The following is a 15,480-nucleotide window of genomic DNA, read 5'->3' on the forward strand; positions in this document are numbered from 1 at the left end:
GGAAACGGTGAGGGCAACGGTGGACACGGTCACGGTGGCGCAGGCGGCCGCGTTGAGTCTGGAGTCGGTCAGCCGACGGTTCGGACGGCGCGGCAGCGGCCGGGAGGCGACGGCGCTCGACACGGTCAGCTGTGTGGTCCCGGCCGGAAGTTTCACCGCGGTGGTGGGGCCTTCGGGGTCGGGCAAGAGCACGTTCCTCCAGTGCGCGGCGGGCCTGGACCGGCCGACCTCGGGGACGGTACGGATCGGGGGCACCGATCTCGGTTCGCTCTCCGAGGCGGCCCTGACGCGGCTGCGCCGGGACCGGATCGGCTTCGTCTTCCAGTCGCACGCCCTGAATCTGGTGCCGTCGCTGAGCATCGAGGAGAACGTGGTGCTGCCGCTGGTGCTGGCGGGCGCCCATCCGGCCGGTGCGGATGTCCTGGCCTACGGCCGGGATCTGCTGGCCCGGGTGGGGCTTGCGGGGCGCGGTGGTGACGGTCCCTCGACGCTCTCGGGCGGGCAGCAGCAGCGGGTCGCGGTGGCGCGGGCGCTGGTGACGGAGCCCGATGTCATCTTCGCCGACGAGCCGACCGCCTCGCTGGACCCGGAGTCGGCGACGCTGGTGCTGGGTCTGCTGCGGGACGCGGTACGGATCGACGGCCGTACGGTCGTCATGGTCACCCACGACCCGGTCGCGGCGAGCTGGGCCGACACCGTGCTGACCATGGACGGCGGGCGGCTGCGATGACCACGACCACACACAGGCGGCACCGTCCGCCCCGGCTCGGGCCCGTCGCCGAACGGCGCGGCTCGCGGCGGACGTCGGCGTTTCTCGCCCGGCGGTCGCTGAAGTTCCATCGCCGTTCCTGGGCGGCCGTGTTCGCGGCGACGGCGGCCGCGGTGGCGCTGCTCGGCGCTTTCGCAATGGTCATCGGTTCGTTGCTGCTGGCGCAGCCGCCGGTGGACCGGTATGCGGGCGCCGACGCGGTGGTGGCGGCCGGCCAGAAGGTGTCGTACACGGCGAAGCCGTGGGGCAGTGAGCCGAAGACCACGAGCGCGTATCTCTCGGAGCGGGTCCGTCTGGACCGTTCCGTGCTGGCCGAGGTGGCGGCGGCGGACGGTGTCGCGAAGGCCATCGCGGACGACTCGGTTCCGGTGGCAGTCGGTGACGGGGAGACGGCCGTCGGGCGCTCCTGGGCGTCCGCCGAGCTGACCCCGTACGAACTGGCCGCGGGCCGGGCGCCGCAGACCTCGGGCGAGGTGGTCCTCGACTCGGCGTTGCTGCCGGCCGGGACCGGGCCCGGTGACACCGTGAAGCTCCAGGCGGACGGGGCCGCCCGCTCGTACACCGTGAGCGGTGTGGCCGACACGGGCCACCGGAGCGGCGCTCCCGCCGTCTTCTTCACCGAGCGGAAGCTGACCGCGCTGGCGGGCCACCCGGGCACGGTCGATGCCATCGGGGTCGTGGCCGAGCGGGGTGTCTCCCCCACATCCGTACGGGACTCCGTGCGCGATGCGGTGACCGACCGTACGGGTGCAGGAACGGGCGTCGATGTGCTCACCGGTCCTGAGCGCGGACAGGCCGAGCATCTCGACGCGCTCGGCGGGCGCGGTGATCTGCTGGCGCTGCTGGGGTCGATCGCCGGCACGGTCGTGATGGTGGCGCTGCTGGTGATCGCCTCCACGCTGTCGCAGGCGGTCCACCAGCGGTCCGGGGAACTGGCGCTGCTCCGTGCGGTGGGCGCCACGCCCCGGCGGCTGAGGTCGGCCATCGGCCGGGAGTCCGGCCGGGTGGCGGCCGCCGCCGCGGTGCTGGGTGCGTTCGGCTCCGTACCGCTGGGGCTGCTGATGCGGTCGCTGCTGACCACGGATGCGCTGCCGCTGCCTGTGCCGGTATGGCTGCCGTTCGCGGCGGGCGCGGCTGCGGCGGTGTTCGTCGCGCTGGCGGCGCGGCCGGTCGCGATGCTCGCGGCCCGGGGGATCACCCGGATGCGGCCGTCCGCGGCGCTGGGGGCGGCGGGTGCGCCGGAGCCGGGCAGTCCTGGGCGGTTCCGTACGGTCGCGGGGCTGCTGCTGGCCGTCGTGGGCGTGAGCTCGGCCGGACTGGCCACCTCGCAGGGCCCACAGGCGGCGGCCGTCGCCGCGTCCGGTGCGGCAACCTCACTGATCATCGCGGTGGCGTTGCTGGGGCCGTGGATCGCGCGGGCGGCGATGCGGGTGCTCGGAGCGCCGGTACGGGGTGCGGGCGGGGTCTCCGGATTCCTGGCCGCCAAGTCCGCGCGGGCGCACAACCGGCGGCTGGGTGCGGCGATCACGCCGATCGTCCTGGTGGTCGCGTTCGTCTGCGTACAGCTGGCGGCCGCGGAGACGATGCAGCGGTCGGCCGACCGCGAGGCGGCTGCGGCGCTGCGGGCGGACCTGGTGGTGACGGGTCCTGCGGCCGGGCTGCCGGCCGGGGCGGCGGACGCCGTACGTGCAGTGCCGGGGGTGACGGGTGCGACGGGTGTGCTGCGCTCCAGCGTCGTACTCGCCCACCGCGAGGTCGGCGAACCGATGCTGGACCGGCTGCCCGTGCTGGGAGTGACGGCATCCGAGCTGTCCTCCACGCTTGATCCGCGGGTCACCGCGGGCACACTCACGAAACTGACGGGGAAGGGCACGGTCGCGGTCGGCGCGGACCGGGCGGAGAGCCTGGGCGTGGGCACGGGCGACGTGGTGAAGCTGCGCCTCGGCGACGGTACTGGGGTGTCGCTGCGGGTGGTCGCGCTGTACGAACGGGCCCTGGGGCTGGGTGAGTTCATGCTTCCGCGCGAGGGGCTGGCGGCGCATGTGTCAGCGGCGCGGGACGAGCGGATTCTGGTCGGGACACAGGGGCCTTCGGGTGCGGAAGCGGGTGCGGGTGTCTCTGCGGCGGTCCGGGAGGCACTGGCTCCGTACAGCGGGGTGCAGGTCCGTGCGGCGACGGCCGACGACGTCCGGATCAGTCCGGCCACGTCGGAGCAGGACGACGCCCTGATCATCATCGGGGTCGGGGTGATCGGCGGCTTCTCGCTGCTGGCGGTGGTCAGCACGCTGGCTCTCATCACGGTGGGCCGGCGCGGCGAGTTCCGGCTGCTGCGGATGGTGGGGGCGGGGCGGAGGCAGGTCTCGCGGACCCTGCTCGTCGAGACGGGCCTCGTCTCGGTAGCGGGCCTGGCGGTGGGCACGCTGGTCGCGGCGGTGCCACTGGTGGCGTTCTCGGTGTCGGTGACGGGCGCGATGCCGTATCTGCCGCCGGCACAGTACGGGGCGCTGGCCGCCGCGGTGGTGGTGGCGGCGACGATCGGCACGGTCGGGCCGGGGTCGTCCGGCGGCCGCTTCGCCCTCAAGAGCCGGGCGGGCTGAGGATTGTCCTCAATCGCCGGACGGGCTTGAAGTGGCTGCTCGGCCATCACGGTTCCGCTCGGCACACTCGCGGGGACACCATGCGTAGCCGGGCACAATCAGGCCCGTCCGGCGATTGAGGACATCTTTGGGCCCGCCCGGCGATTCCGGGCCCGCCCGCCAACGCGCTACGGCGTACGCGCGGCCAGGTCCTCTTCTCTCGCTCCCGCCGCCCCCAACGCGTCCAGTACCGGCCGGATCAAGGGGTGCCCCTCCGCACCCTGGCGGACCGCCGCGAAGACTCGGCGGGTCGGGGCGCTGCCCTCCACGGGGCGGACGACCACCCCCGTCCGTTCCACCCCACGCAGCGCGGACCTGGGTACCAGGGCCACCCCGGCGCCCGCCCCGGCCAGCGCGACCACGGCACGGAAGTCGTCCGACGAGTGTTCCAGCCGGGGTTCGAAACCGGCGAACTCGCAGGCGAGGACCACCACGTCGTGGCAGGGGTTCCCCTGATACGGCCCGATCCACGGGTCCTTCGCGAGGTCCGCGACCGCCACCTGGTCCTGACCGGCCAGACGGTGCCCTACCGGCAGCACCGCGTCGAAGGGTTCGGAGTACAGCGGCACACGGGTCAGCCGCTCGTCGTCAGCCCCCGGCGCGCCCCGGTACTCGACGGCGACCGCCACATCCACCTGCCGGTCCAGCACCATCGGCACGCTCGCATCGCCCTCGGCGTCCTGAACCCTGACCCGGATGCCGGGCGCGGTGAGGTTCAGCTCCGTGATGGCGGGGGCGAGGACAAGACCGATACCGGTGGCGAATGCGGCGACCGTCACCGTACCGGCCACTCCCGAGCTGTACGCCGCGAGCTCCGCCTCGGCCCGTTCCAGCTGGGCCAGCACCACGTTGGTGTGGGTCAGCAGGATCTCCCCCGCCGCCGTGAGCCGCGCCCCGCGCGCCCCGCGTTCGACGAGCCGGTGGCCGGTCTCCTGCTCAAGGGCGGCGAGCTGCTGGGACACCGCGGAGGGGGTCAGATACAGCGCGGCGGCCGCAGCAGTCACCGTGCGGTGGTCCGCCACCGCACGCAGAATACGCAGCCGCCGTGCATCGATCATGTGATCTATTGTCCCAGGTCCGGATCGTTCCAGGTCCGGCGGGAACTTCCGGACGGCCCGGCTATTCCGCCAGCGCCGCCCGCGCGTCGACGAACGCGTCCACGGCACGGTTCACGTCGTCCGTGGAGTGCGCCGCGGACAGCTGCACGCGGATACGTGCCGCGCCCTGCGGGACGACCGGGTACGAGAACCCGATCACGTACACACCGCGCTCGAGGAGCAGCTCCGCCATCCGGCCTGCCTTCGCCGCGTCCCCGAACATGACGGGGGCGATGGCGTGGTCGCCGGGCAGGACGTCGAAGCCTTCCTCGGTCATCCGGGTCCGGAAGAGCGCGGTGTTGGCGTTGAGCCGGTCGCGCAGCTCGCCCGCGGACTCCAGCAGGTCGATGACCTTGAGGGAGGCTGCGGCGATGACGGGCGCGAGCGAGTTGGAGAAGAGGTACGGGCGCGAGCGCTGGCGCAGCAGGGCGACGATCTCGGCGCGGGCGGCGACGTAGCCGCCGGACGCACCGCCGAGCGCCTTGCCGAGGGTGCCGGTGATGACGTCGACGCGGTCCATGACGTCGTGCAGCTCGGGGGTGCCGCGCCCACCGGCGCCGACGAAGCCCACGGCGTGCGAGTCGTCGACCATGACCATGGCGTCGTAGCGGTCGGCCAGGTCGCAGATCTCGCGCAGCGGAGCGACGTAACCGTCCATGGAGAACACACCGTCGGTGACGATGAGCCGGCGCCGCGCCCCGGACGCCTCCTTGAGCTGCTGCTCCAGGTCGGCCATGTCGCGGTTGGCGTACCGGAAGCGCTTGGCCTTGGAGAGCCGGATGCCGTCGATGATCGAGGCGTGGTTGAGGGCGTCGGAGATGACCGCGTCCTCAGCGCCGAGGAGGGTCTCGAAGACACCGCCGTTGGCGTCGAAGCAGGAGGAGTAGAGGATCGTGTCCTCCTGGCCGAGGAACGACGAAAGCCGCTGCTCCAGCTCCTTGTGGACTTCCTGCGTGCCGCAGATGAAGCGGACCGAGGCCAGCCCGTAGCCCCAGCGGTCCAGCGCCGCGTGCGCGGCGGAGACGACCTCGGGGTGGTCGGCGAGGCCCAGGTAGTTGTTGGCGCAGAAGTTGAGGACCTCGCCGGGGCGTCCGCCGGAGGTGACCGCGACGGTCGCGGACTGCGGGGTGCCGATCACGCGCTCGGGCTTGTGGAGCCCGGCGGCCTTGATCTCGTCGAGGGTGGTGCGCACGTCGTCACGTACGGAGTCGAACATGAGGGGTGTCTCCCGGCTCGGTAGCTGGATACGTCACTGGATACGTCGGTGGCTGGACCGGAGGCGCGTGGTTCAGACGGTCCAGTCGAGAATGACCTTGCCACCGCGACCACTCGCCGCGTCGTCGAACGCCGCTTCGAAGTCGCGGTAGCCGTATCGTCCGGTGATCACGGGGGCGAGGTCCAGACCGCCCTCCAGCAGCACGGACATCGCGTACCAGGTCTCGTACATCTCGCGGCCGTAGATGCCCTTGATGGTGATCATCGAGGTGACGACGCGCGACCAGTCGACGGCGAACTCCTCGGCCGGCAGTCCGAGCATCGCGATCCGGCCGCCGTGCGTCATGTTCGCGATCATGTCGCGCATCGCCTCGGGCCTGCCGGACATCTCCAGGCCGATGTCGAAGCCCTCGCGGAGTCCGAGGTGCTTCTGTCCGTCGGCGATGGTCTCGTCGGCGACGTTGAGCGCGAGGCTGACACCGACCTTGCGGGCCAGTTCGAGGCGGGCCTCGCTGACGTCGGTGATCATGACGTTGCGGGCACCTGCGTGGCGGGCGACGGCCGCGGCCATGATGCCGATCGGTCCGGCGCCGGTGATCAGCACGTCCTCGCCGACCAGCGGGAAGGACAGTGCGGTGTGCACGGCGTTACCGAACGGGTCGAAGATCGCGGCGATGTCGAGGTCCACGGGGACCCGGTGCACCCAGACGTTGGACGCGGGCAGCGCGACGTACTCGGCGAACGCGCCGTCCCGGCCGACGCCGAGCCCGAGGGTGGAGCGGCAGAGGTGGCGGCGGCCGGCCAGGCAGTTGCGGCACTTGCCGCAGACGAGGTGGCCCTCGCCGCTGACGAGGTCGCCGACCTTGATGTCGACGACGTCGGAGCCGAGCTCGGCGACCTCGCCGACGAATTCGTGGCCGAGGACGAGCGGGGTGCGCACGGCCTGCTGGGCCCAGCCGTCGTAGGCCCGGATGTGCAGATCGGTGCCGCAGATGCCGGTGCGGAGCACCTTGATGAGTACGTCACCGGGACCGATCTCCGGTTCCGGCACGTCCATCAGCCAGAGCCCCGGCTCGGCCTTCTGCTTCACGAGTGCCTTCACGGCTGTGGCTCCCTGTGCCTGGTGCGGCGTTGAGTACCCCGAGCCGGGGGCATGGGGAAAAAAGCCTGCGGCCCGGGGAAGACATGAGATACGGCAGGTCACCGGTGCGCGTCGGACGTCCGGCTCCGCGCACCACTCTCTGCCGTCAGGAAGCAATCTGCCGCACCCCGCGCCGCAGGTCCATCGAGGATTTCTTAAGCGCCACCGCAGCTCCGCTTCACGCCGTCCGCACACCCGCGGCCGTCGGGCTCAGACCGTCGTGTACGGGCCCAGGAAGCGGGCCCGGCCGTCTTCGATCCGGTAGAGGAAGATTCCCGGCTCGATCCGCACCCGGTGGGTGGGGTGGAAGGACAGGGGCCGGGTGATGCCCGGGTAGGTGAGGAGGAACAGCCGCTGCGCGACCCCGCCGCGTTCCGCGTCGGTGGCGCTGGTGGCTTCGGCGGCCCGTGCGATCAGTCCGGCCGCGTCGTACGCCTCGGCGAAGACCCACCCTTCGCCGGCTCGTGCGCCACCCTTGAGGAAGGCGGGGGCCAGGCCCCCCGGCCCCGGGACCGGGCGTGGCATCCGGCGGGACGTGCTCGGTGGTCGGCGCGCTCCTGCCGGTGCTCCTCGCGTCCGGGCCCCCACCCTCACCGCCGGTGGAGCAGCCCGCCAGCAGCAGTGACACCAGCACCGGGATCCGTATCCGTACCTGCGCCTCGGCCGGTGTTACGTCACGAGTCCCCTCCCCCCATCTCGCCGACAGCGCCTCGATCATAGGTGGGCCGGTACGCCGGGGACGGGCCGGAGAGGAACTGTTGCCTCATCAAGACGCGCCTCCTCGTCTCCAAGCTGCGTAAGCTCGGGGGCGTTTACAAGGGGCCTCGTCGCCTTCCGGTGCGGCTGGACATCACAGAGAGGTGTGGCTATGAGGACCTTCTTCATGGGCTCCTTCGTCATCGCCACGGTGGTGGAGGTGGTCGTGGTCGCGATGCTCGTACGGCAGTCGTGGCGACAGAAGTCCCGTACTGCACTTGACCGGCCAGTGGTCCGGGTGAACGAGGTGGCAGCGGCTGCCGGACTGTTCGGCGGCACCATGGTCGTCGTCACCCTCGCCGCCCACGGATGGGGCTCACTCGGCGACACCGACGTCCTGCTGTTCTCGGCGACGTTCGGGATTGTCACCGCCGCCCTCATCGAACGCATCCGCACCACACCGGCGGCCAACGCCGCCTACGCTCTGCCCGTCGGTTTCGGCCTCATCGCCGGGTTCGTCGGCAGCTCCATCTGACGACGACGTCCGCAGCACCATCAGTCCGTCGTCAGGACGGTGTGCCCTTGCCGCACCCGTGGCTGTCAGGAATAGCGCCGCAATACCCACGGCGGCACTTCTCCGGATGCCAGTCTTCACGCTTTCCTCCTGAGATCTCGGTGTGGGCGCCCAACCAGAGCACCCACCCGTACGTCCCCCAACCCGCAGGTGGCAGGCTTGGCGGACCGGAACGTAGGCCATTCCCGGTACGCGGCGTTTCCCCCCGGTACGCGTGTGGTATCGACCACGAGCGGAAGCGAATTCACCTCTTCCGAATAGCGCTGCCGGCCGTATGTGGATCACCCCCACGGCCGTTCCGGGTTCCGCCTGCGACAGAACGGTGTCAGATCTCCGAGAACCCGGCCAGCCTTTCCTTTCTCGCGAAAAGGAACAGAATGCGGTCCGGGACTCTGCTACGCGCAAGCGCCCCGGACAGCGGAACGGGCAGCGGAGCGTGGGGCGGGACGGCCGGCAGGGCTTCGGCGTAGTCGCTGGGCGTCCGACTCATGACGATCTGCCAGCTCAGTGGCGTCCCGGGACGTGACAGGCGCGGACTTCCAAGATCATGGACCTGTCCGGAATCGCCGCCGAGGACCGGGCGCCCTTGGACCGCGTGCGAGACTGGCTTTCGGGCCTGTTCGCCGCCAAGCGGCACAAGGCAGGCGACCCAACTGTTCGCCACCGACATGGTCTTGATCGGCGGGACCAGCGCGGTCGTCGACTGCCACATCGCCGACCTCATCGCCCAGCTCACCCGCATCGTCCAGGACGGCGTCACCGGGGTACCTTCACCGCCCCCGACCCCCAACCACGGCCCGCGCCGTCTTCGACGCCACCAACCGCTTCCACGACCCCTGCTACGCCCGCGACTGGCAACAGCCGGGCATCGACGGACAGTTCGAAGCGGTTGTGGATCTGGTGGTACGGGGGTTGCGGGCCTGACGGCCCTGGGTTTTATCGGACAATCCGGCGGAAGCGGCTCAGCCGGAATTCGAAGGCTGTCGCTGCGACAGTCGCCGATCTGGCGACCTTCCGCGTGGGACCGGCCGCAGCTGTAAGCCCGAGCTGCCTCTGCCTCGTCGCCGAGATCGTCAGCCCGGCGGAGCCGCCCCGTCAGTCCCGGCGCGCTGTGTGAGTCGCCGCTTCAGGCGACGGATGCCGAGGGCGGCCAGGATGGCCGATACGGCGGCAAGTCCCCAGGACAGTATGGGGGGCCACTGCGTGAAGTTCGCGATGTCGGGGACGATGGACGAGCCCCACATACCCGCCGACGGAAAGGTGACGGTGGCGGTAGCGGTCTCCTGGACCCTGCCGCTGGCCAGAGCCAGCTTCACTTTCCAGGGTCCGTTGGGCAGTTGGTCATTCAACGAGACGCTCACCGCTCCGGTATCGCCGGGGGCCAGAGTGGTGCCCCGTGTCACGAGATACGGACCGGCCCGCAGACCCGCCGGGCCCTCGGACAGCCAGAGCTTGCCGGACATCTCCAATGCGCGTTCCCCTGTATTGCGGACCTGGGCGGTGAGCTGCGGTTTGCCCTCGCGGGAGCGTGCGGGGGTGAGGTTCTGGATCCGGAAGGCCGAGGGCGGTTCACCACCAGGACCGACATCCAGATAGATCCGGGTCCCGACCCGGTTGACCAGCTTGATGTTGCCCTTGCCGGAGCTGGCGACCTCGGCCCAGATGACCGCGTACCGTTCGCCCCGCGAGGCCATTCGCGGCACCCGGATGGTGACCCGCGCGGTCTTTTTGCTCTCCGGGGGAAGGGTGAGCACGGGGCTGTCGAGCGATGTCCATTCCGACAGTTCGTTCTGGGTTCGGTCAGCGGCGAAAGTGAATGTGCGGTCCTTGATGGAAGCCGCAGCGGCGTAGAGGCTGACGCGCAGGGGATTCGGGGACTTGTTGCCGACTTCCACCCGCCGGTCGATGGTGGCGCCCGGATTGAGGTGATCGACGATGGAGGTGTACGCGCGGGGATCGTCGCGCCGGGCGACTGGCGCGTCGAGCAGTCGTAGGCCGAACATCCCCTTCGGTTCTCCGGGCCCCTTGCTTCCTCCTGGTGCATCCCCCGTCGCGCCGGCATCACTGCCGGCCGCACCCTGGAAGAGCGCGGTCAGCAGAAGCAGCAGAAGCAGCGGGGCGGCTCGCCTAGACAGCGGCGACAGAGTGGGTCACCGTCCCCGAGTAGTCGCCGGCCACAACGTTGGCGGGGACATGCACGATGAGGTGGGGATCCCACGATCCGGTGTTAGCGCCGGCGCCGGCGGTGAGGCTGCAGGCGGTTCGGCTCGCGCCGAGATTCTGTGCTGCCCCCACGTTGGCCTGCCCGCCCGTCCACACCGGCGTGGCACCGCCTCCGTCGCCGCCGGTGCCGGTGCAAGTACCCGACCAGTAGTCCACGCTGCTGTTCGCGATGGTGCGAGAGGCCCCACCACCCGGGGTGGTGAAGGCGGTGGACGTCACCGACGCGGTCCATGCGGCGGGCTCCACGGACCGGGCGTCTGTCACCGTGAACGTACCGATACCGGCCGCGGGAGCGATGTTGGTGCCCGGAGCCCCACTGCCCAGGGGCGCAGAGGCCGGGAACACAGTGATCGCCAAGCCGTCCCCGGTCACGGTGAATGTCGTGCCGGTGTCCTCTGCGGACGCCGGAGCGGCGGTCACCACACCGAGGGCCGCCACGACGGCCACCGAGAGCCCGACACGGGAGGTTACCCCTCCCAATTGCTTGAATTGCTTGAACCGCGAATCCATTTGCTACTCCCAGAACTGATCGACGGCTGAACCCCACTGATCAACAGGTTCCTCCCACCCTTGATCGAGGAGCAATCCCGGTTATATGACGTTTCACCCGTACGGCATCCGCCGGCTCACGGCTGAAGGTGCCCAGCCGATTCATCCGTCACGGTGAACGCCCGCGCTGGATCGGCGAGCCTGGCTATCGGTCCGTGGGGAGCCGCCTTCACTAGCCCGGAGTCCAGACCGAGCGGAACCGGGGTCCCACGGCCGAGGCCGCGTCTTTGCCGCCACGAGGAGAAGCAGCGATGCCCCTTCCACCGAGTGAACATCGTCACGGACGGTGCACGCGGTGAACAGGTCACGGGCATGGTGGATGGCGCGGTACGGAACGTGGCCGCTGTGCATGAGTCTGCTGACGCTCCTCGCGGCACGCCCGGCGCAGGCGGACGCCGTACTGACCATTCCGGTGAGTGTTCAGCTCGCCGCTCTCGTGTCGCTCAGCGCGCCGTCGTCGGCCGACCTCGGCAGCGGGACACCGGGTGGATCGATCAGTACGTTCCTCGGACCGGTAACGGTCAATGGCAATCAGCAGTCCGACTGGACAGCCACGGTCTCCGCGACGAACTTCACCACCCCACCCGGAGACGCCCATCGGACCATCACCACCAGCCGGGTGTCCTACTGGTCGGGGGACTCCACGGAGACGTCCGGCCAAGGTACCTTCACCCCGGGGCAACTGGCGGCCGGAGACGCGCAGACTTTGGACAGCCCCCGAACGGCGTTCTCGCGGTCGGGTGACCTTTTTGCCAACTCCGCGACCTGGAATCCGCACCTGGTGATTGCAGTCCCCTCCACCGCTGTGGCAGGCACATACACCGGTACGGTGACACACTCGGTCGCGTAGCCCATGGAATTCTGCGCTGAGCACGTTCAGGCCGGCCGACTCTGGACAAATATGACCGGTCTGTCCACCTGCCCCGGACTGCGGGAAGGTGGTGTCGGCAACCTCCCGGTTGGCGTTGCCAGGCAACAACTTCTGGCTGTCGGTCCTGTTCAACCACTTAGCCGGGGACGGGACGATGACCAGTGAAGAGGTGGTTACCGACCCCGCCATGGTGGAGCTGTGTGCGTCCGCGTTCGCTGCCGCGCAGGAACGTGCGACTCAGCATGAGAAGTACCAGCCAGTCTGATAGCACGCACCCGAAACTGACGAACGTGACCACCTCTCGGGTGGGCTGGCACGAAAGCAAGTGCTGCCGCATCGAGAACGGACGCACGAACCTGCACTGGCTCCATGCACCATCTGCGTTCGAGGGCCTACTTGAAGATCTTCTGCGGCATCGACTGGGCGGAGGACCACCACGACGTCGCCCTGTCCAGGGTTTCGGCGTAGTCGCGTGGCTTCCGTGTCGTGATCATGTGAGTCCGAGGAGACCGAGGGGTCGGCGCGGGTCGCGGGCGTTGTGGCGGAGGCCGGCTGCGATGTTCCTGGCGCCTTGCAGTCGCAGGGCTCCGATGGCGAGGTTGCGCCAGGTGGCCATGGCGCGGGGTGCGTTGCCGGTTCGCAGTTGGGAGGCGTCCTCGGCGAACGTGGTGTCCCTGACGTGGTGCAGGGCCTCGACTTTCCAGTGGTCGCGGACGAGTGTCGCCAACTGGGCGGGAGCCGCCTGCCCGGCGGTCAGGCTGGTGACGCGTAGACCGTCTTGGCCGTGGTCTTCCCGGTCTTGCCGTCGCTGCGGCGGCGCTTGATCTGGACCGCCTGCCGGGCTCCGGGGAAGAGCAGGTTGTTCACGGTGCCGGCCTTGATGCGACGGATCTCCGCACGGCCGTGGCCGGTGCTCTTGGTCCGCCCCTGGAGCGGGATGTCCTTCCAGGGGAGCGACGACTTGAGTTGCCTGCGGAGCTTCTTCTGGTTGCCCTTGACGATCACGATGTAGTGGGCGCCGCGGCTCAGGAGGTAGCCGGCATGTTCGCGCTGGGTGCGCATCGCGTCGCTGGTGACGACCACGCCTGCCAGGTCGGTGACGTTGTCCAGCAGCGGCTGAAAGCAGGTGATTTCATTCGTCTTTCCTGCACGTCGAGCTGCTGGGCCAGCACGAGACCGGTGGTGTGGCGGCCGGGCCGACGCGTTGGAACGAGTCAGGCGGCCTGGCAGCACACCGACGGCCGGGAGGTCCAATGGCCGCTGGTCGGCGACTCGATGGAAGTCTGCTGCGGCGACATCCGTACCAAGGAGGCGTTCAAGGACTTCTCTCCACGTCGAATTCTGGCTGCCGAACCTCCCACCGGACGTGACCGGTCAGAACCGCGCGAACAGCGGCGTCTACCTCCAGGACCGCTACGAGGTCCCGATCCTCGACTCGTACAGTGACACGACACTCGCGGACAACGAGGCCGGGGCGATCTACACCAAGAAGGCCCCGGACATCAACGCCGCGACCGCACCGGAGACTTGGCAGTCCTACGACATCACCTTCCACGCGGCCCGCTTCGATACCACCGGCAAGAAGACCGCCGACGCCCGCGTCACAGTGGTGTGGAACGGCAAGACCATCCACGACAACGTGGCCGTCGACGGACCGACGGGCGCCGGGGCGCCCGAAGGACCGACGGCCGGAGCCATCCGCCTCCAGGACCACGGAAGCAAAGTCCGCTACCGCAACATCTGGATCGAGGCGCTGTTCTAGGCACGTTGGCGAATGGGCAGTCGACGCGCGAGCTGCCGACGCGCGGGCTCAGGAGTCGGAACCTGGGCGGCCGGGGTCTCTACCCCGGCCGCTCCGGAGGCGGCTGCGCCCCGCCCGTCAGATCTTGTTCCTGGACCCCGGGAGCTCCTTCATCCCATCGACGACTGCCCGCTCCGTTATCGCCGTGTGCCCCGTCACCGTGCCGGCCTTGATGCCGCTCCGGTCGCGCATCTGCACCGTGCGCTCCCCCAGGTAGCTGAAGGTCTTGGAGTCGAAAATCCACTCGGTGCGGTCGCCGGAATACTCATCGGTCCGGGCTATGGCGATCCCCTGACGGCCCACCGCGTCGGTCGTCTTCTCCACCACCATCACGCCGGGGATCTTCGCCGCCGCCCGGTACAGCGCGGACGTCAGCTGCGCCGGCATCACCTGCTCCCTCACCAGGTCACCGATCGTGGTGAAAGCCTGCTGGTCCGGCCCGTTGCCCTGCCCCTTCGTCTCCTTGTAGATCTTCTTCAGCAGCTCGTCGGGGTCGGTGGTGAGCTTCTTGAGGTAGTCGTAACTGGGGGCGCCGAGCCTCGGTCCCTCCTTCAGCGCCTCACCCTTGACGTCCAGGGTCAGCCCTTCCCGGGACGTCGTGCCGTTACCCGGCTCGATGAGCCAGCCCTTGCGTCCGTCCGGTGACATCCACGCCTGGCGGGGATGCAGCTTCTGCACATAGGTCTCGCTCTTCCCGTTGGCGTCCTCCGACTCCGTCAGCCACGAGACCTGGCTCTTTATGTAGATGAACTGGCCCGGCTTCGGCTCGGGCAACTTCTCGCGCGCCGCCGCTCCGGAGATCAGCGCGACCGTGTTGCTCAGCCCTTGTGTCGTGCCCTGCCCCGCCTGGACGACCGATGCGGGCACTGATCCCTCCGGCGAGCCGGCGGCTTCGACCGTGTCCTGACCGGTGAACTGGGCGGCCCCGGCCACACCGGCCAGCACTGCCACAGCGACGGCCGCCCCGATCAGCGCGAGCCGACGGCCACCACGGAACGGCCGACCGGAAGACCGAGAGGGAATCCGGCCCGCCGACTGCGGCTCCGTCTCCGCGGCTTTCCTGGCCTGCGCCTGCTGGATCTCGTTCATCAGGTGCTCCTCGAGCGTCGTCATGCGGCCGTGGGGCAGCACCGGATCGCCCGGCGCCGGCAGCAACCCCGCCAGCTCCGCCAACTCCGCAAGGTCGAGCGGCTCTCGGCGCCGCCGCCAGGGGGTGCGATTCATCGGTGCCTCTCCTCTTGCGACCGGACCGCATCGATGCGGTCACTCTGTACTTGTCCGCCCGCCCCGACCCGTTCCATCTTTCTGCGCCGACGGCGCAGTTCTCCGTCCGTCAGCTTGCGCAGGCGGCTCCTGGCCCGCGACAGGCGGGAGCGCACCGTACCGACTGGCACCCCGAGCGCTTCGGCAGCCTCCGCGTAACCGAGCCCGGACCATACGCACAGCGCGAACACCTCGCGCTCACCCCTGCGCAACTGCCCCATCGCGCACTTCGCCGCGGCCAGTTCCTCGGAGTCGGTGATCCTCCCGACCAGTTCGTCCGCGAAATCGGGAAGCACGTCCCGCAACGGCAGTCTGGTGAGGGCTCTCTCGTGCCTCCGCGCCGCGCGGCCGGTATTGCGCAACACGTTGATCGCGATACCCATCAGCCAGGGCCGCGGGCTGTCGCCCTCGTCCCGCAGTTTCTCGCGCAGCCGCCAGGCCTCCAGGAAGGTCAGCGAGACTATGTCCTCGGCCGCGGCCCAGTCCCCGGTGGTCCGGACGGCGTGCCGGTAGATCAACTGGGCATGGTCGCGGAACAACTCCCGGAAGGCCTCCGGGTCCCCCGCGCGGATGCGCGCATGCATCGAGTAGTTCACCTTCTGACTTGTCCGCCCACGCCGACCGGTTCCTGTGATCCACGTCACA

The 15,480-nt window shown here is 69.8% G+C and carries 16 protein-coding genes and 2 pseudogenes; 7 read left to right on the forward strand and 11 right to left on the reverse strand.

Annotation, left to right across the window (positions count from 1 at the left end):
- The first annotated feature begins 7 nt into the window (after positions 1-7).
- Both ACFT7S_RS01350 and ACFT7S_RS01355 read left to right on the forward strand, forming a co-directional pair.
- Positions 8-730 (forward strand): ABC transporter ATP-binding protein, encoded by a 723-nt coding sequence (locus ACFT7S_RS01350; protein ID WP_382725304.1) that lies wholly within the window; start codon positions 8-10, stop codon positions 728-730.
- Positions 727-3,366, forward strand: coding sequence for an FtsX-like permease family protein (locus ACFT7S_RS01355; protein WP_382725306.1), 2,640 nt, complete (start codon positions 727-729; stop codon positions 3,364-3,366). Before ACFT7S_RS01350 ends, ACFT7S_RS01355 begins: the two co-directional genes overlap by 4 nt.
- Positions 3,367-3,533: 167 nt before the next feature.
- Here the strand turns inward: ACFT7S_RS01355 and ACFT7S_RS01360 are convergent, their stop codons facing one another.
- From ACFT7S_RS01360 to ACFT7S_RS01375, 4 genes are all read right to left on the reverse strand, one after another.
- Positions 3,534-4,463: a LysR family transcriptional regulator gene (locus ACFT7S_RS01360; protein ID WP_382725308.1), complete on the reverse strand. Its 930-nt coding sequence runs from the start codon at positions 4,461-4,463 to the stop codon at positions 3,534-3,536.
- Positions 4,464-4,524: 61 nt separating this feature from the next.
- Positions 4,525-5,718 (reverse strand): glycine C-acetyltransferase, encoded by a 1,194-nt coding sequence (locus tag ACFT7S_RS01365; RefSeq protein ID WP_382725310.1) that lies wholly within the window; start codon positions 5,716-5,718, stop codon positions 4,525-4,527.
- 72 nt (positions 5,719-5,790) lie between these two features.
- A complete protein-coding gene (gene tdh, locus ACFT7S_RS01370) occupies positions 5,791-6,819 on the reverse strand; it encodes an L-threonine 3-dehydrogenase (RefSeq protein WP_382725312.1) in 1,029 nt (342 codons plus the stop codon).
- A gap of 249 nt (positions 6,820-7,068) precedes the next feature.
- Complete coding sequence (locus tag ACFT7S_RS01375; RefSeq protein ID WP_382725314.1) at positions 7,069-7,383, reverse strand: hypothetical protein; 315 nt, start codon at positions 7,381-7,383, stop codon at positions 7,069-7,071.
- Positions 7,384-7,726: 343 nt separating this feature from the next.
- On the opposite strand from ACFT7S_RS01375, the gene ACFT7S_RS01380 reads away from it, so the two are divergent.
- Positions 7,727-8,089, forward strand: a complete 363-nt coding sequence (locus tag ACFT7S_RS01380; protein ID WP_382725317.1) for a hypothetical protein — start codon at positions 7,727-7,729, stop codon at positions 8,087-8,089.
- A 364-nt stretch (positions 8,090-8,453) separates the two neighbouring features.
- Here the strand turns inward: ACFT7S_RS01380 and ACFT7S_RS01385 are convergent, their stop codons facing one another.
- A complete protein-coding gene (locus ACFT7S_RS01385; protein WP_382725319.1) occupies positions 8,454-8,888 on the reverse strand; it encodes a hypothetical protein in 435 nt (144 codons plus the stop codon).
- Between the two features lie 65 nt (positions 8,889-8,953).
- Between ACFT7S_RS01385 and ACFT7S_RS01390 the strand changes: the two are divergent.
- Positions 8,954-9,052 (forward strand): annotated as a pseudogene (locus ACFT7S_RS01390) (TetR/AcrR family transcriptional regulator); the annotation flags it as partial.
- A gap of 149 nt (positions 9,053-9,201) precedes the next feature.
- Here the strand turns inward: ACFT7S_RS01390 and ACFT7S_RS01395 are convergent.
- Together ACFT7S_RS01395 and ACFT7S_RS01400 are read right to left on the reverse strand one after the other, a co-directional pair.
- Positions 9,202-10,131: a peptidase gene (locus tag ACFT7S_RS01395; RefSeq protein ID WP_382725321.1), complete on the reverse strand. Its 930-nt coding sequence runs from the start codon at positions 10,129-10,131 to the stop codon at positions 9,202-9,204.
- 124 nt (positions 10,132-10,255) lie between these two features.
- Positions 10,256-10,831 carry a hypothetical protein gene (locus ACFT7S_RS01400; RefSeq protein WP_382725324.1) on the reverse strand — a complete coding sequence of 192 codons (576 nt, stop codon included), beginning with the start codon at positions 10,829-10,831 and terminating at the stop codon, positions 10,256-10,258.
- Between the two features lie 418 nt (positions 10,832-11,249).
- On the opposite strand from ACFT7S_RS01400, the gene ACFT7S_RS01405 reads away from it, so the two are divergent.
- Both ACFT7S_RS01405 and ACFT7S_RS01410 read left to right on the forward strand, forming a co-directional pair.
- Positions 11,250-11,750: a hypothetical protein gene (locus ACFT7S_RS01405; RefSeq protein WP_382725326.1), complete on the forward strand. Its 501-nt coding sequence runs from the start codon at positions 11,250-11,252 to the stop codon at positions 11,748-11,750.
- A 91-nt stretch (positions 11,751-11,841) separates the two neighbouring features.
- Positions 11,842-12,036 (forward strand): DUF6879 family protein, encoded by a 195-nt coding sequence (locus ACFT7S_RS01410; protein WP_382725328.1) that lies wholly within the window; start codon positions 11,842-11,844, stop codon positions 12,034-12,036.
- A 225-nt stretch (positions 12,037-12,261) separates the two neighbouring features.
- On the opposite strand, the gene ACFT7S_RS01415 is transcribed toward ACFT7S_RS01410, so the two are convergent.
- Together ACFT7S_RS01415 and ACFT7S_RS01420 are read right to left on the reverse strand one after the other, a co-directional pair.
- Positions 12,262-12,498, reverse strand: a complete 237-nt coding sequence (locus ACFT7S_RS01415) for a hypothetical protein (RefSeq protein WP_382725918.1) — start codon at positions 12,496-12,498, stop codon at positions 12,262-12,264.
- A gap of 26 nt (positions 12,499-12,524) precedes the next feature.
- Entirely contained in the window at positions 12,525-13,004 is a 480-nt protein-coding gene (locus tag ACFT7S_RS01420) for a transposase (protein WP_382725330.1), read from the reverse strand.
- On the opposite strand from ACFT7S_RS01420, the pseudogene ACFT7S_RS01425 reads away from it, so the two are divergent.
- Positions 12,978-13,533, forward strand: a pseudogene (locus tag ACFT7S_RS01425) (DUF1080 domain-containing protein); the annotation flags it as partial. The gene ACFT7S_RS01420 and the pseudogene ACFT7S_RS01425 overlap by 27 nt on opposite strands.
- A gap of 117 nt (positions 13,534-13,650) precedes the next feature.
- On the opposite strand, the gene ACFT7S_RS01430 reads toward ACFT7S_RS01425, so the two are convergent.
- Positions 13,651-14,796 carry a CU044_5270 family protein gene (locus tag ACFT7S_RS01430; RefSeq protein ID WP_382725332.1) on the reverse strand — a complete coding sequence of 382 codons (1,146 nt, stop codon included), beginning with the start codon at positions 14,794-14,796 and terminating at the stop codon, positions 13,651-13,653.
- Positions 14,793-15,419: an RNA polymerase sigma factor gene (locus tag ACFT7S_RS01435; RefSeq protein ID WP_382725334.1), complete on the reverse strand. Its 627-nt coding sequence runs from the start codon at positions 15,417-15,419 to the stop codon at positions 14,793-14,795. The genes ACFT7S_RS01430 and ACFT7S_RS01435 overlap by 4 nt, the downstream gene beginning before the upstream one ends.
- Positions 15,420-15,480 lie beyond the last annotated feature (61 nt).

It is taken from the genome of Streptomyces sp. NPDC057136 (assembly GCF_042670885.1).
Classification (GTDB): Bacteria; Actinomycetota; Actinomycetes; order Streptomycetales; family Streptomycetaceae; genus Streptomyces.

What these genes read in the sequence shown, in the direction of transcription:
- ACFT7S_RS01355 (WP_382725306.1), top strand. Translation starts at nt 727, where the DNA reads ATGACCACGACCACACACAGGCGGCACCGTCCGCCCCGGCTCGGGCCC.
- ACFT7S_RS01360 (WP_382725308.1), bottom strand. Translation starts at nt 4,463, where the DNA reads ATGATCGATGCACGGCGGCTGCGTATTCTGCGTGCGGTGGCGGACCAC.
- ACFT7S_RS01365 (WP_382725310.1), bottom strand. Translation starts at nt 5,718, where the DNA reads ATGTTCGACTCCGTACGTGACGACGTGCGCACCACCCTCGACGAGATC.
- ACFT7S_RS01375 (WP_382725314.1), bottom strand. Translation starts at nt 7,383, where the DNA reads ATGCCACGCCCGGTCCCGGGGCCGGGGGGCCTGGCCCCCGCCTTCCTC.
- ACFT7S_RS01380 (WP_382725317.1), top strand. Translation starts at nt 7,727, where the DNA reads ATGAGGACCTTCTTCATGGGCTCCTTCGTCATCGCCACGGTGGTGGAG.
- ACFT7S_RS01395 (WP_382725321.1), bottom strand. Translation starts at nt 10,131, where the DNA reads ATGTTCGGCCTACGACTGCTCGACGCGCCAGTCGCCCGGCGCGACGAT.
- ACFT7S_RS01405 (WP_382725326.1), top strand. Translation starts at nt 11,250, where the DNA reads ATGAGTCTGCTGACGCTCCTCGCGGCACGCCCGGCGCAGGCGGACGCC.
- ACFT7S_RS01430 (WP_382725332.1), bottom strand. Translation starts at nt 14,796, where the DNA reads ATGAATCGCACCCCCTGGCGGCGGCGCCGAGAGCCGCTCGACCTTGCG.
- ACFT7S_RS01435 (WP_382725334.1), bottom strand. Translation starts at nt 15,419, where the DNA reads ATGCATGCGCGCATCCGCGCGGGGGACCCGGAGGCCTTCCGGGAGTTG.